The following is a 15988-nucleotide window of genomic DNA, read 5'->3' on the forward strand; positions in this document are numbered from 1 at the left end:
TTAATTATAAAAAATCATAGACGTTTGTTTCATTAGATATACCTAACATTTCGTATATTATGTTAAGCCTTGCGAATACTTATCTCTCCTGAGGAAATATATTCTTCTCTGCAGTCCTCATATCTGACGTGCAGGCGGCAGTCCTCATCAGCCCCAAGCATTGTGGCAGGAGTTTTTTCGCTTCCTCTTATGACGTTTATCTTCTCGCCTACCCACAGCAAGCGTTTTCTGTATTCCGGGTAAAAGCTGTTTTCTTCAAAGCTGTCATAAAGACGCATGAAATTGTTTATTATCTCTGCGGCTATCCTGTTTCGCATATCGCTTTTTCTTTCGTGGAATATCGGTCCTGCGATATCTCTTATTGCCTCAGGAAAACCGCCTTCCGGCTCGTAGGTGTTCACACCGATACCAAGCACAGCGTAGTCAAGTCCGCCGCTTTCCATGCTGAAAGAAGCCTCCGTGAGTATTCCGCATATCTTCCTGCCGTTTATGTAAATGTCGTTCACCCACTTTATGTCAGGCTTCTGATCGCTGACCTTTTCCACAGCAAGCGCAACTGAAACTGCAGCAGCAGTGGTTATCTTAACAGCGTCAGCCGCAGCCATGTCAGGGCGGAGAAGAATGCTCATGTAAAGTCCCGAATCAGAGGGCGAGAAGAAAGAACGTCCAAGCCTTCCACGCCCCTGCGTCTGCATACCTGCAATGACTATCCTGCCCTCGGACACACCCTGATTTGCATAGTCTTTGAGTACCAGATTAGTGGAAGTTACTTCCTTATACACCTCTATTTCAAGTCCCTGACGGTCAGGGTCAAGATATTTTTTTATGCCTGCAAGGGAAAGTATATCGGTGTTTTCATCAAGGGAATAGCCCTTGTTCGTCACCGCAGAGATAGGGTAACCGTTTTCCTGCAAAGCTTTCACAGCCTTCCAAACAGCCCCACGGGTACAGCCCAGCGTGTCAGCAAGCTGTTCGCCTGAAAGATATTTGCCCTTGTTATCGTCGAGAAGTTCCAGCACTTTGTCTTTTATTGCCATAAAAATGCCTCCTTAATGAGATAATTATAGCACAAAATAATGTTTTTTTCAATCTTTAGGAGCAAATATATTTTTTCATGATAATGTATTTTGTAGTGTACTGTGTTGACAATATATATAAATGATGATATAATATAATTGAAAGATAAACACATACATTTTAATATATTTGGAGGTGTTTTGTATGGCAAAAAATCAGACTTTAGTTCAATTCCGTGTTGACAGTGACCTTAAAAATGAGGTAAGCGAGATATACAGTGCATTAGGAATGGATCTTCCTACAGCTTTCAGAATGTTTATGGTGCGTAGCAAAATGGTGCGTGGAATACCATTTGAAACAGTTCTTCCTGAAAATGCTGTTACAAGAGCAGAGGGACTTGAAGCGTTTGAAAAGCTTAGAGAGCAGGCAACTGACGTCCCTGAAATGTCTTTGGACGAGATAAACGCTGAAATAGCAGAAGTGAGAAAGAACAGGAGAAAATGATAAATGAAAGTCTGCGCTGTTATTGACACAAATGTTATCGTATCTGCTCTTATCACTAAAAATTCGCAATCTCCGCCGTGTATGGTGCTTCGTGAGGTGCTTGACGGCAGGATAACGCCGCTGTTTCATGATGACATAATAGATGAATATGCGGAAGTCTTGAACAGACCTAAGTTTCACCTAAAAGCTGAAACTATCCAAACAATGATAAATTCTATTATTTCAAATGGAATTAAAGTTGACCCGAAACCGACAGGGGAGATACTCGTGGATATGGACGACCTTATTTTCTACGAGGTAGCAATGGAAAAGCGTGATAATAATGCTTATGTTGTCACGGGAAATAAGAAACATTATCCAATGAAAGATTTTATTGTTACGCCGTCAGAAATGATGAACATATTGAATGAAACAGAATGAACTTATGCACAGTCTTATATGGGCTGTGCATTTTGTTTTGCTTGGCACTTACCTTAAATTTTCCACATTAAGAAACCATTAAGAAAAAATTGTGCAAAATGACGGATAATAATATTTGCATTTTGCACAGCTATGTTGTATAATATAATAGTATATGTATGAATTGAAACAGAAAAGGACGATGACAATGTTTTATAACCTTTTGGCTAAGACTAATAATACTACATTGGTGCTGCTTGTGCCAATGCTGTGCAGTTTTCTTATTGCTTTTTTCAGCCTGAAATTCTTCAAACGCATTTTACCTAAAGATCAGGGCAGAGCGTTTGCTGTGAACGGCGCACTTTCTGAGGGCAAGCCTCGTGGCGCAGGAATTATCTTCGTGACTTCCTTTACCCTTTGCACAGCACTTTTTTATCCTCTCGATATCGAGAACATAATCTATCTCGTGCTTGTGTATGCCGCCATGCTCAGCGGATATTTTGACGATGCTGCTGAAACTCCTTGGGGCAACCTGAAAAAAGGTCTTATCGACCTTGTTATATCTCTTGGCATTGCGTTTACATACTATTTTTATAACGGCTCGCAGGTGAAGCTTTATATCACAGATTCCACTTTCACTATCCCTGCACCGCTGTTCATCATCCTTGCAGGCGTCCTCGTTTGGACGGCTATAAACGTTACAAACTGTACAGACGGCGTTGACGGGCTATGCGGCTCGCTGGTCATGACAGTTCTTCTGCCACTTTCATTTATGGTGACAAAGAGTGGTGCGGCTGATATGCTCCTTCCTATGATAATGTTCGTGACGCTTGCAGCTTATCTGTGGTTCAACTGCTCGCCTAGCCAGATGCTCATGGGTGACGCAGGCTCGAGAGCGCTGGGCGTTTTCCTTGCTGTGATGTTCTTAAAAACTGCCGCACCGTTCGCATTTATCCCTATGGCTATAGTTATCATACTTGACGGCGGACTTGGACTTCTCAAGCTTTCTTTCAGACGTTTCCTGAAAATAAAGAATTTTATGGAGGGCATAAGAACTCCTCTTCACGACCATGCAAGAAAGAACAAGGGCTGGTCTGATACTCAGGTAGTAATAAGATTTACAATTTTGCAGATAATAGTAAATCTGTGCTTTATGGCATTCGTGCTGTAAAAAATATGTGTGGGACAAAAACGGTCTGACCTTTTAATGGACAGGCTGAAAATTCGGAGATGATGAAAATAAAAAAGAACCTGAAATATGTTCTTAATATATTCTTTATTGTGGTCATAGGCTGGCTGACAGTCAGACTGCTTTTCAGAGGAGAAGAATTTTCCGACATAGTGGCGGATCTTCACCTTGCAAAGAAAAGCTGGCTTGCAGTGGGTGCTGTGTGCGTGTTCTGCTATGTGGCAGGGGAGTCGGTCATAATAAAGTATATGCTGAGGCTTTTTGAAGTAAAAACTCCTTTCAGGCGTTGTTTGAAATATTCGTTTATAGGCTTTTTCTTTAGCTGTATAACGCCGTCTGCTTCCGGCGGACAGCCTGCGCAGATGTATTACATGAAGAAAGACGGCATAAAGATAGGCTTTTCCACCTTGATAATGCTTATCATCACCATAGCTTTCAAGGCTGTGCAGGTGCTTCTTGCAGTGGCGTTCCTGCTTTTCAACTTTGGCTTTATAAAGCTTCATGTGGGACGGCTTTGGTGGCTTCTGCTTATCGGCTTTATATTGAATATCGCCTATATCGCAGGGCTTGTGTTTATTTTCTATAAGCCTTTGTGGGCGAGAAAAATGGGCATAAAGCTTATAAATCTTCTGACACGCATAAGGATACTCAAAGAAAAGAACAACGAAAAATACATAAACAAAATAAAGCGTATCTGCGACAATTACATGATCGGTTCGGAATATATAAAGAGCAATGTACATACTGTGATAAATATTTTTCTTATCACACTGGTGCAGAGGCTGTTCCTACTGGCTGTCACATGGATTGTGTATAAGTCCTACGGCCTTAGCGGAACAGGTTTTTGGAATATTATTGCACTTCAGACTATGATAGGCGTTGCAGTTGAAATGCTGCCATTGCCTGGTGCGGCAGGCGTAACAGAGGGCTGCTTCACATATATGTTCATGAGCATTTTCACCGCAGAGCTTGTAAAGCCTGCAATGCTGCTGAGCCGTGGACTCAGCTTCTATTTACTGCTGATAATGAGCGCATTGGTAACGTTTGTGGCTCATTTTATCGTTATGAGGAATGATAAGAAGAATGGTCTTGAGGGGTCGCAGGAAGTTAAAAAAGAAGTCGAAAAAGAATGAGAGGAAAAGAAAAAATGATCGGTTTTTATAATTATTCGGTAATACTCACATACATAGGACTTGTTTCGTCAGTGTTCGGGATCACTCAGGTCTTTGAAAATCATATGTCCATAGCCTTTCTCTGCCTGCTTCTTTCGGGTATCTGCGACCTTTTTGATGGCAAGATAGCAAGAAGCATGAAAAACAGAACAGAGCATGAAAAGGTGTTCGGCATACAGATCGACTCACTGTGCGACCTTGTTTGCTTCGGTGTTTTCCCTGCTGTCATAGGCTATCACTACAATTCAGTTTATCCGCTTCGTCTTATCGCAAGCATTATGATAGTTCTGGGCGCTGTTATCAGACTTGGCTACTTCAACGTTATGGAGGAAGAGCGTCAGAGAAACACAACAGAGAACAGAAAAGAATATAAGGGTCTGCCTGTTACAACAGTTGCTATGATACTTCCTCTGCTGTTCATGGGTCAGCACAATATACCGAGAAATATTTTTCCATTTGTTTTCCATAGCTTTATGATACTTATTTCAATACTCTTTGTATTGAAAATAAATGTCAAGAAGCTTTCCATGAAAGGCGTGCTGATACTCTTTACTATAGGTTCGATAATCCTTCTCGGCTATCTTAAAATGCAGCATATAATCTAAGATAAAAGTTACCTGAATGGGAAATGTTTTTGCCGGACAGGTGTGTGAAAAACAGGACGTCGGGGGTGTCGTCCCCTACAATAATGTAAATAAAAGGAGAGAAACAGATGAAATATCGTGACAGACAGGGCAGAGAATACGAACAGACCACATCTCAGGATAGCTTTCTTGCGGCTGCCTACAGCTCGGCAATGGGCAGGGCGCTTATGAAATTTCTCGGCTGTCCGATATTTTCAAAGTGTGCAAGAGTGATACTTGACAGCAAGTTCTCAGTGCCTTTTATTTTCGGTTTTGCAGAAAAAAACGGAATAGATATGTTTGACTATGAGGAAAGAATGTATCGCTCATTCAATGATTTTTTCACAAGAAAAATAAAGCCTGGCAGACGTTTTATCACTAAGGACAAGAATCTGCTGGTGTCACCTTCAGACGGCAAGGTCACAGCTTATAAGATAACACAGTCTGATACCTTTATTATAAAGAACGCAGTGTATAATACCGCCTCGCTTCTCAGGGACAGCAAGCTTGCAAAGCGTTATGAGGGCGGCTATGCAGTTATCATCAGACTTTCAGTGGACGATTATCACCGCTATTGCTATTGTGCAGACGGTGTGAAGAGCCACAACAGAAAGATAAATGGTATTCTTCACACTGTGAACCCTGTGGTGAACAATTATCTGCCTGTTTTCAAGGAAAATTCCAGAGAATATTGCATGATAAGAACGGAGCAGTTCGGAGATATTATTCAAATGGAAGTCGGTGCTCTTATGGTGGGCAGGATAACTAATCTGCACACTGAGGGGGGCGTAAAGGTCACAAAGGGCGAAGAAAAGGGATATTTCGAGTTTGGCGGCTCAACTATCCTGCTGCTTCTTGAAAAGGACAAGGTAAAGCTTTGCGATGACCTGCTTAAAAATACGAGGGAGGGCTTTGAAACTAAGCTTCTTCAAGGCTCGGTGCTTGGCGAAAGTCTGAAGTAAAAATATCTAAGACGTAAAAAAATATAGGCAAGGGGCATGGTTGATGTACAGATTGAATTATGAACAGTTCGACAGAGATAATCAATATATAGGAAACGATCTGGGTGCGGTCATGAAAGAGGGCAAAACTGTGTTCAAAACATGGTCGCCGCTTGCAACGGGAGTTTATCTTAATCTGTATCTTGACGGCGAGGGCAAAAGCCGTCTTGAAAGCCTGCCTATGGAAAGGCTTGACCACGGTGTTTGGTATGTGGAGATACTCCGTGACCTTGACGGTGTTTTTTATACCTATACATTTGAGTTTGACCACAAAACAAGGCATGAAACTATAGATATCTATGCCAAAGCCTGCGGAGTCAACGGAAACGTTGGTGCGGTGGTGAATTTCAAGACCACCGACCCTGAGGGCTGGGACAAGGTCAAGAAGCCTAAGTGCAGAAATGCCTGCGACGCAGTGGTATATGAGTGCCACGTCAGAGATTTTTCTGCGGACAGTTCATCAGGCGTTGCTCCTGAGCATAGAGGTAAGTATGTGGCTTTTGCCGATAAGGGTACAAAATATCAGGGTGTGAACACCTGTATCGAGCATCTCAAAGAGCTTGGCATAACCCATGTTCACCTGCTTCCTGTGGAAGATTATGCCACTGTGGACGAGAGCAAGCCCTGGCTCAATCAATATAACTGGGGTTATGACCCTAAGAACTTCAACTGCCTTGAGGGGTCATATTCCACAGACCCTTATGACCCTAAGTGCAGGATAAGAGAGTTCAAACAGCTTGTTATGGCACTTCACGAGAACGGCATTGGCGTTGTAATGGACGTGGTATACAATCACACTTACTATACCGAGGAGTCAGCTTTTGAGCGTTCTTTCCCATATTATTATCATAGAATAAGAAATGACGGCTCTTTTTCAAACGGCTCGGGCTGTGGAAACGAAACGGCTTCAAACCATATGATGATGAGAAAATTCATGATAGATTCTCTCAGATTTTGGGCAACGGAATATAAGATAGACGGCTTCCGCTTTGACCTTATGGCGCTTCACGATATTGAAACTGTGAACATCGTAAGGGACGAGCTTAACAAGATAGACCCTCAGATATTAATGTATGGTGAGGGCTGGACGGGAGGAGAGTCACCGCTCCCTGCTGACAGGCTTGCATATAAATGGAATTCATATCAGTTTGGAAGAGTTGGACTTTTCAACGATAACATCAGAGATTCCATTAAGGGCGGTACTTTCAATCCATATGACAAGGGCTTTGTCAGCGGAAACAGAAATGCGGCTTCTACTCTAAGGCGTGGTATAGCCGGCTCTGTGCCACACTATCAGATAAATGACGCAAAAGAAGCTTGCTGGGCTTTTGAACCTACTCAGGCGGTGAATTACTGTGAGGCTCATGACAACAATACTTTGTGGGACAAGCTTTGTATATCGGCAAAGAATGACAGCGAGGACGTAAGGATAAAAATGGATAAGCTTGCGGCGGCGATAGTGATACTTTCACAGGGCATGCCGTTCATACAGCTTGGTCAGGATTTCCTTAGGTCAAAGCCGAGGATACTTAAAGAGGGCGAAGAGCCAAACGATGTGAATATCTATTCACATGACAGCTACAATGCGCCTGACTACACTAACTCCATAAAGTGGAACAGGAAGCTTGAATATAAAGAGGTCTTTGAGTATTACAAGGCTCTTATAAGGCTTAGAAAGGGAAGTCCGCTTTTCCGAATGAACACTAAAGAGGACGTGAACGCACATCTTCATTTTATGCACAATGACGATTGGAACTGCGTAAGCTGGAAGCTTGAAAAAGACGGACAATGCTATGTTGTCGCACTTAATCCATATTACGAGAACAGGGGCTTTGGTCTGCCTGAGGGAAGCTTTTATCTCAGGCTTGACGAAAACGGCAAGATGAACAAACAGCCTGTTTCAAGCAGCTTTGTCTGTCCACCGCTGTCGGCTGTGGTTTATAAGAGGATAAAGAATATCTAACAGTCTTGTTAATAAAATGACGAATAAACATTAACAATAAATTAATGTATATATCTTGCAGATAGAGTATAATTAAATTATTGGATCGAGAAATATTAAGGCAAAAGACACAAAAAAATTAAAAAACGGAGGAAATCATAGTATGAAGAAGTTTTTTGCAGGCTTTTGTGCTGCAGCTATTGCAGCAGGCTGCATGGGAATGACAGCCATGGCAGACACAGAAGCAACGGACAAGCTCACCTCTTATGAGGCAACAAGCGATAATGTTAAGCTTATCGGTCGTACTTACAGAAAGGGCGACACAACGATACTTGGCTATTCTGCAAGCGGTATCGAGTTCAAATGCACAGGCACAAAGGCTGTTTTCAATGTAAACGGCAGTGTAGGTGAGGCAAGAATTGGCGTATTTGTAAACGGCAAGCTTGTTAAGCAGGGCTACATAAAAAATAAGAAGACAAACGCAGTTGAGGTAGAGCTTCCTGAGGGCGAAAGCACAGTTAAGCTCATAAAGCTTTCAGAAGCTGCACAGAGCGTTATCGCAATTGACAGCTTTGAGGTAGACGGCAAGCCACAGCCAACAGAGGCAGCAAAGCATTCTATCGAGTTTATTGGTGACTCTATCACTTGTGGATACGGCGTTGACGATCCACTTGGAAAGTCATTTTCTATCTACAACGAGAACGCCGCAAAGACATATGCTTACAAGGCAGCACAGAATTTTGGCGCTGACTACAGCTTTGTATCAGTAAGCGGAGCAGGTGTGATCTCTGGTTATTCAGGCAACGGCAAGATAAATGACGCACTGCTTGTGCCAAATTTCTATGATAAGTTCTGCTTTACATGGAGCTGGTTCGACGGTGAGCAGACAGCTAATTATGATTGGGATTTCTCACAGTATCAGCCTGAGCTTATCGTTGTAAATCTTGGTACAAACGATAACTCATACACAAAGGGTGACCCTGATAAGTGTGCTGAGTTTGAAAAGGGCTATGTAAATTTCCTCAAGGAGATAAGAGCTAAGAATCCAAATTCTGAGATACTTTGTACACTCGGTATTATGGGACAGGAGCTTTATCCTTCTATTACAGATGCAGTTGACACTTATAAGACTGAAACAGGCGACAGCAAGGTATCAGTTTTCCAGTTCAGCGTTCAGGACAGCGAAAACAATGGTTATGCAGTTGACTATCACCCATCAGCTGTTTCACAGAAGACAGCAGCTTATGAGCTTACATATGCTATTGAAGGCATTTACGGCTGGGAGAGAGTTGAGTTGGTTAACGACGGCGTTGACGAAATGACAAAGGACGACGACGTTGAGTTCAATAACGTTGTTGAGGAGTCGTCAAGTGAGGAGAGCAGCGAGAGCAAAGCAGAGGAGTCATCTTCCGAGGCTTCTTCTGAAGCAACAAATGACAGCAGCGCAGCGGCTTCATCATCAAAGACAACGACAAATCCTAACAGCACCAAAAACCCTAATACAGATGCGGCAGTGGGCATCAGCGTAGGTCTGGCAGCACTTGCAGGTGCAGCTTTGGTGGTTTCTAAGAGGAAGTAATAAAGTAGATATTTACACCGCACAGAGGTAAGGCTTTGTGCGGTGGTTTTTTGTTTGGTCTGAAAAAAATTGCCGAATTTTTTTGCCAATATCATTAAGCTAAAAAAGGAGCTCACACGAAAAAAGTGTGGGTTCTTTTTTTTGACAAGAACACCGGAAAATCTTAATAAATTGTAAAACATAGCGAAAACCAGTTGACAAACCGCAGAAAATCTGCGGTTTCATTGTCTTTAGACAATGAAACCCTTTGAAGTAGGTATATGTTTTCCCATTTCAAGGAGGGTTTCATTATGAAATATGTCGGCAGATTAAGAAAAAATTGATAACAGCTATTAAACATGTTTGTTCTGAGCGTAATACTTGTTTTATCTCTCCCAAAAGAGATTTTACTCGTTCGAGCAAGATCTCTCCTCAAGATATTTTTAAGTGCCTTTTAACAATGGAAAGTTCATCTCTTTCTCATGAACTCTTGAATTACTTTGACTATTCTACCAATATTCCAACTAAATCTGCCTTTGTTCAAGCTCGCGCAAAAATCAGATCTGAAGCTTTTGGCTCTCTGTTTGACAAATTTAATGCTCTTTCTTCTGAAATTAAGCTTTTTAAGGGTTTCAGTCTTCTTGCATGTGACGGTTCAGATATACATATTCCGACAAATAAGAGCGATGCTGATTCGTTTATTTCTGGAAAGACTGGTTCTAAGCCATATAACATGCTACATCTCAATGCCTTGTATGATCTTTTATCCCATATTTACACTGATGTTATTATACAGAAAAAGCACTGTTCTAATGAGCACAGCGCTCTTCTCTCCATGGCACAGCGCCATTTTATAGATCTTGAGCAAATCATTGTTATTGCTGACAGAGGTTATGAATCTTACAATACTTTTGCACATTTTAATGAAGCAGGTCAAAATTTTCTCATAAGGATCCGTGATTCCAAGAATTGTATTATGTCAGTTCTTGATCTGCCTGAGGGTGAGTTTGATAAGTTAATTACTTTCAAACTTGTTCGTAAGCAGACAAATGCTATCAAAAAGCAATTGCTAAGCGATCCATACTTGAAGTTCATCTCTTCAAGCTGTACCTTTGATTTTGTTCCTTCAAAAAACAAAAAATCAGAGCCTACTGTTATTTATGAGTTGCCTGTACGGATTGTTCGCTTTAAAATATCAGATGACAGCTATGAAGTAATTGCTACAAATTTATCTGAAGATCTTTTTTCTTCTGATGACCTTAAAATGCTTTACTCCATGCGTTGGGGCATTGAAACATCTTTCCGAGACCTTAAATACACCGTGGGGCTTAGATATTTTCACGCAAAAAAGACAGAGAGCATCCTTCAAGAAATTTATGCTCGGTTGATAATGTACAATTTTTCTGAACTTGCCGTTTCCAATACTGCCGTTCAGCCCAATGATAGAAAGTGGTCTTACAGGATCAATTTCTCCCATGCTGTACATGTTTGCCGTAATTTCCTTTTAAAAAGGGTGCCTCTGTCTAGTGTTGAAGTTCTCATCGCAGCTGATATCCTTCCCATTCGCACTGGTAAGAACAATCCTCGTGCTCCTTCTCAAAAACACGCTGCATACTTCATTTACATAATAGCATGATTTTTTACCCTATACTTGATTTTATGGAAAATAAATGCTATACTAATAAATGAAAACTCAATATATAGGGGGAAACAGTAATGATGAAGAAAATTATCGCTTTTGTGGCTGCGCTGTCGCTTATGTCAACGGGGTTTGCGCAGACCGCTTTTTCTGACAGCGAGGAAACTGCGGAAATCGTAACTTTCAGTGCTAAGGACAGCTCGGCTGACGATACGGAGGAGGTTTCGCTCCAAGCACCGATCGGTCTTAAGTCTGTGAACAATACTTCGTCCTCAAACACCTTCGCTTGGACGGCTGTTGACGGCGCAGAGGGCTATGAGGTGTATTATTGGCGTTCGGGGGAGTTCGTGAAAATAGGTGAAACAGCTGATACTAAGTATACATACAGCAAAAAGTCTTCTGCTACCAAGTATATGTACAAGGTAAGGGCTTTTAAAACTGTCAATGATGAAAGAGTGTTTTCTGATTTGTCACAGCAGTTCACTACCTGCACATTGCCGTCGGCGGTGAAAATGGACTCCACTATCACTTCAAAAAATTCTCTGAAACTGCGCTGGTCAAAGGTGTCAAAAGCCACAGGCTATAATGTTTATATGTATTCAAACGGCAAGTGGGTGCATTTGGCAGATACCACAAAAACTGAGTTCACTATCGACAGGCTTGAAAGCGCAAAGCAGTATAGATTTAAAGTCAGAGCATATAGGATATTCAACGGCGTGACTTACAGCGGCTCATTCAGCAGCGAAAAGAAGTCTTACACAAATAAAACTGTCAAGACCACAAGATATGTGACGGTGTATCGTTCAAAGAACGATAATGTTGTTATCGGCAGTATCCCTGCAAACACTGTGCTTTCGCAGTTCGGCGCAGTACAGAATGGGCGTATCGACGTTAAAATGCCAAAGACAGGCAAGCATGGCTGGATAAATGCTTCTTATGTTCAGCGTTACAATAATCTTGTGGTGGCTTGTATAAATCAGAACGGATATGTGGGCGGCTCGCCAATGCCAATGGGCTGTGAGGCGACTTCTCTTGCCACAGTTTTAAACTACATAGGCTTTTCAACGAATAAGAATTATGTTTCAAACGCCTATATCCCACACGGCGCAGTTGGAACTGTAGACCCTAACTATGCTTATGCAGGCTCGCCTTATACTTACACAGGACCCGGAGTTTATGCGCCTGTTATTGCGCAGACGGCAAATAAGTTTCTGAAAGACAGGCATTTGCAGAATAACTATCAGATAGAGCTTTACACCGATTATATCACAGGCAAAAACGTCAACAAAGAAAAGATAAGCACCAGCAAGCTCGACCTTGGAAGCACAAAGTCAGCTGGCGGACTTACCCCAGAGCAGATAAAGACCGAGATAGACAAGGGTCACCCTGTTATAGTGTGGATGGCGACAAACGGCAAGCCTATGTATCTTCTGCAAAATTGGAAGCTTACAAGGGGACAGAGATACACCCAACCGGGCTCAGGCAGTTACAGCTTCTTGTGGTATGCGCCGCAGCACTGCCTTGTTATAACAGGCTATGATGATGTCAGCGGAGATTTTATCTTCGGCGATGTGCTTACAGGCACAAAGAACAGACGCTTCTCGTACTCGAATTTCCAGAGCAGTTATAACATTTTGGGCAGACAGAGCGTTGTGATCTATAAGAAATAATTTTGTATATTGAGCAAAACAGCGTATCGCAGGGTTTCCTGCGGTACGCTGTTTTCATATGTAATTACTTCTTTGTAGTAACACTCTTTGAAGCCGACCAAGCGCCGTAGTATTTCGTACCCTTTACAGTAGTATACGAGCGAACACGAACATAGTACTTCTTTTTGCCCGAAAGCTTTGAAACAGTGGTCTTGTCTGTCTTGTTGCTTGTTATAGTAACTTTCTTTGCACTTGTAAACTTAGAGTTTGTAGCATACTGAATTTCATATCCAGAAGCAGAGCCTTTCTGCGCCCAATCCACAAAGAAAGCCTTGCTCTTAGCTGTGAGCTTCTGTATCTCTTGCTTGGCAGGATTTATCTTGAACGTCTTTGTGATAGTGCCTGTGTAAGAGCCTTTTCCTGCAATTTTTACTGTGGCAGTACCTATTTTCTTGTTGCTTGAATAGGAAACTGTATAGTCAGTGCCATTTTTCAGCGTTTTGCCGTTGTATTTAACAGTAATGCTCTGTGTAATATTCTTGCCCGTGTATGACTTATTTGAAATGCCCGAAACTGTGGCTTTCTTGAAGTTATTTTTGATTTTGAAGGTCTTTGAAACAGAACCTGTGTAGTTGCCCTTGCCCGTGATCTTTACAGTAGCTGTTCCGACCTTGGTGTTGTTTGAATAGGAAACTGTGTAATCTGTACTATTCTTCAAAGTTTTGCCGTTTAGCTTGACCGTTACACCAGGCTTCTTTGCCTTGCCATCATATGCGTAGGTCGAAGTTGAAAGTGTCACGCTTGCCTTTGAAATGCTAATTCTTGAAAGTGCAGGGATCTCGGCAGTTTCAAGCACCTTTTTGCAAACAGTACACTCTCTGTGCTTTGAGCCTTTAACTCCGATAGAAGCCGCCTTGTCGACTATCCAGCCGCTTGACTTGTGGCCTGTGGCTGGGATAGTTTCAGTGTAGCTGTCACCGCATGAGCAGGTGTATGTTCTTGTACCACTTACTGTGCAGGTAGGCTGCTTTGTGATCCTATTTGTATAGCTGTGTTTGTGGTTTGGGTCATAGTTATAATATCTTGTTGAGTTTGTTAAACACTCATTGAAATCAAGTATATTTATTTTCTCCCAATCGGCTTTTGAACCTTTATAGTAAACATTTTTCAAATTAGTGCAGTCATAAAATGCAAACATGCCAATGCTGTTTACACTTTTCGGAATCGTGATATTCTTTAATGTCTTACAATTAAAGAAAGATCTGTATGCGATCGTGTTAATAGTATCGGGAATTGTATAATCGGATCTGCTTGAATTAGCAGGATATTGCATTAATTGCGTCATTGCTTTGTCAAACCAAACACCGTCTTTAGAACAATATTTTTGATTATCAGGATCGACATTTATGCTGATAAGGCTGTCACAAAAATAAAATGTATCAATCTCTATGTATTCAGTGCTTTTGGGGATTGTGACCGTAGTTAAACTTGAACATTCGGAAAATGTAGCACTTCCAATGTACTTTACGCTCTCTGGTATGTCTATGCTGACAAGACTTTTACAACGAGCAAAAGCAGAGGAAGGAATGTTGTCAATATTTGTTGGCATTTTTATATGTGTTAAATTTGTACAGCCAGAAAATGATGATGTTCCAATATATGTGACACTATCAGGAATAATTATATCTGTTAGACTATCACAGTTTTCAAAAGCCCCATTTCCAATACTTGTGACGCTTCCAGGAATTGTATAGGATGATTGCTTAAGACCAAGTGGATATATCAACAAAGCAGTTTTGTCTTTATTAAACAATACTCCTTCATCTGAAGAAAATGAAGTGTTATCATTGCTGACAGATATATCTGCAAGAGCGGTGCATCCTTCGAAAGCATTATATGTAATGTTTGAAACACTATCAGGAATAAAAATATTTGTGAGTTTTTTACAGCCTGAAAATGATTTGTATTCAATGCTGTTTAATCCGTTAGACATTGTTATAGCCGAGAGATTCTCACAGCCCTTAAAAGCTTCATTTTCGATAGTTTTGACGTTTTCGGGAATAGTTATGCTTTCAAGACTTTTACAGCAAAGAAAGGATTGTTCTGGAATGTTATCAATATTTGATGATAATTTGATATCTCTGAGAGCATAACAATTTAGGAAAGCGTACTTTTCAATGCTTGTGATGCTATCAGGAATAACAACATTAGTAAGTGCTGAACAATCAGAAAATGCTTTTTCTCCAATAGTTTCAACACTGTCTGGAATATCGATTTTTTTCATACCTGAACAGCTTGAAAATGCAGATTTTTCAATTCTGACAACTCCATTTGGAATAATAACATTATCGAGATTTGTACAAGAAAAAAATGCTTCTTCTGGAATAGTTGTAAGGTTTGCTGACAGGGTAATATCACTGAGACTTGTACAGTAAAAGAACATGGATTTTCCTAAACTTGTAACACTATCAGGTATTATTATACTTTTTAATGCGGGGCATTCAGAAAATGCGAGATCTCCAATGCTTGTGACCCCGTCTGGGATAGTTATATTTTCAAGATACAAGCATCTTGTAAATGTGTTATCCTCAACACAAGTGATAGTGTCAGGTAGTGTTAGGTTTTTGATGCTTGTTGCCGAGAATGCATTTTTTCCGATACTCTTAACACCATTTTTTATATCTATTTTTTTAAGAGTATTACAATCTTCAAAAGCAGACGCTCCTATAATTACAACACTTTGTGGTATATCTATGCTTTCGAGGCAGGTGCAACCATGGAAAGCATAAGTCCCGATACTTGTTAGACCATTTGGTAAGGTCACATTTTTGAGTATATCACAATTTTCAAATGCGTTGTTTTCGATTTTTTTTACTCCGTTTGGGATCTTAATACTTTCTAGCTTCCTATTTGAATAAAAAGCACGATTGCCTATACTTGTTACCTGTTTACCATTTATATATGCAGGGATAGTCAGATTTTCGGTTTTTCCTGTATATTTGGTAATCGCTATGGTACCGTCATTCAAAACACTATACTGGAAATCACCATAGGTGTCTGCACTAGCTGATATGACAACTCCGATTTCCGTGGCTTGTTCTGCAATAGGCAAAACAGTGCTACTAAAAGTGATTGCAAAGGCAGCAACACAAGCTAAAATTTTTTTCATACATAATCACTCCCACGTATTTTATTTTTTTGAAAAAGATTATAACATCATGATAACACTTTCTGCAATAAATGTCAATATTGGAAATGTAATCTAAGCGAATTATAAAGTTAGTGAACAAAAACA

Annotated in this window: 13 protein-coding genes and 1 pseudogene; 11 read left to right on the forward strand and 3 right to left on the reverse strand. The window is 40.9% G+C overall.

Features of this window, described 5'->3' with window-relative positions; translation table 11 throughout:
- Positions 1–62 precede the first annotated feature (62 nt).
- The gene (locus KQH97_RS02325; protein WP_216552471.1) at positions 63–1037 is read right to left on the reverse strand and encodes a biotin--[acetyl-CoA-carboxylase] ligase; all 975 of its coding nucleotides are present in this window, start codon (positions 1035–1037) and stop codon (positions 63–65) included.
- Between the two features lie 184 nt (positions 1038–1221).
- Between KQH97_RS02325 and KQH97_RS02330 the strand changes: the two genes are divergently transcribed.
- The 10 genes from KQH97_RS02330 (at position 1222) to KQH97_RS02375 (ending at position 12714) form a co-directional block, all read left to right on the forward strand.
- On the forward strand, positions 1222–1521 hold the full coding sequence (locus tag KQH97_RS02330; protein ID WP_046440079.1) for a type II toxin-antitoxin system RelB/DinJ family antitoxin: 300 nt from the start codon (positions 1222–1224) through the stop codon (positions 1519–1521).
- 3 nt (positions 1522–1524) lie between these two features.
- Positions 1525–1941, forward strand: coding sequence for a putative toxin-antitoxin system toxin component, PIN family (locus KQH97_RS02335; protein WP_046440078.1), 417 nt, complete (start codon positions 1525–1527; stop codon positions 1939–1941).
- A gap of 187 nt (positions 1942–2128) precedes the next feature.
- Complete coding sequence (locus tag KQH97_RS02340; protein ID WP_253286345.1) at positions 2129–3091, forward strand: phospho-N-acetylmuramoyl-pentapeptide-transferase; 963 nt, start codon at positions 2129–2131, stop codon at positions 3089–3091.
- A gap of 62 nt (positions 3092–3153) precedes the next feature.
- A complete protein-coding gene (locus tag KQH97_RS02345; RefSeq protein WP_046440115.1) occupies positions 3154–4242 on the forward strand; it encodes a lysylphosphatidylglycerol synthase transmembrane domain-containing protein in 1089 nt (362 codons plus the stop codon).
- 14 nt (positions 4243–4256) lie between these two features.
- The gene (locus tag KQH97_RS02350) at positions 4257–4886 is read left to right on the forward strand and encodes a phosphatidylcholine/phosphatidylserine synthase (protein ID WP_216552475.1); all 630 of its coding nucleotides are present in this window, start codon (positions 4257–4259) and stop codon (positions 4884–4886) included.
- A 107-nt stretch (positions 4887–4993) separates the two neighbouring features.
- Entirely contained in the window at positions 4994–5866 is an 873-nt protein-coding gene (locus tag KQH97_RS02355; RefSeq protein ID WP_022288452.1) for a phosphatidylserine decarboxylase, read from the forward strand.
- Positions 5867–5909: 43 nt separating this feature from the next.
- Positions 5910–7868 (forward strand): type I pullulanase, encoded by a 1959-nt coding sequence (gene pulA, locus KQH97_RS02360; protein WP_216552477.1) that lies wholly within the window; start codon positions 5910–5912, stop codon positions 7866–7868.
- Positions 7869–8010: 142 nt separating this feature from the next.
- A complete protein-coding gene (locus KQH97_RS02365) occupies positions 8011–9426 on the forward strand; it encodes an SGNH/GDSL hydrolase family protein (RefSeq protein ID WP_216552479.1) in 1416 nt (471 codons plus the stop codon).
- Between the two features lie 319 nt (positions 9427–9745).
- Positions 9746–11041, forward strand: a complete 1296-nt coding sequence (locus KQH97_RS02370; protein ID WP_216552481.1) for an IS4 family transposase — start codon at positions 9746–9748, stop codon at positions 11039–11041.
- 80 nt (positions 11042–11121) lie between these two features.
- On the forward strand, positions 11122–12714 hold the full coding sequence (locus KQH97_RS02375; RefSeq protein ID WP_038670857.1) for a C39 family peptidase: 1593 nt from the start codon (positions 11122–11124) through the stop codon (positions 12712–12714).
- Positions 12715–12778: 64 nt separating this feature from the next.
- Here KQH97_RS02375 and KQH97_RS08590 read toward each other — a convergent pair whose 3' ends face one another.
- Complete coding sequence (locus tag KQH97_RS08590) at positions 12779–14281, reverse strand: leucine-rich repeat domain-containing protein (protein ID WP_367576859.1); 1503 nt, start codon at positions 14279–14281, stop codon at positions 12779–12781.
- Between KQH97_RS08590 and KQH97_RS08595 the strand changes: the two genes are divergently transcribed.
- Complete coding sequence (locus KQH97_RS08595; RefSeq protein WP_242843664.1) at positions 14166–14447, forward strand: hypothetical protein; 282 nt, start codon at positions 14166–14168, stop codon at positions 14445–14447. The genes KQH97_RS08590 and KQH97_RS08595 overlap by 116 nt on opposite strands.
- Before the next feature lie 131 nt (positions 14448–14578).
- Here the strand turns inward: KQH97_RS08595 and KQH97_RS08820 are convergent.
- A pseudogene (locus KQH97_RS08820) lies at positions 14579–15862 on the reverse strand (leucine-rich repeat domain-containing protein); the annotation flags it as partial.
- Between the last annotated feature and the right edge of the window lie 126 nt (positions 15863–15988).

It is taken from the genome of Ruminococcus sp. MSJ-25 (assembly GCF_018917825.1).
Taxonomy (GTDB): domain Bacteria; phylum Bacillota; class Clostridia; order Oscillospirales; family Ruminococcaceae; genus Hominimerdicola; species Hominimerdicola aceti.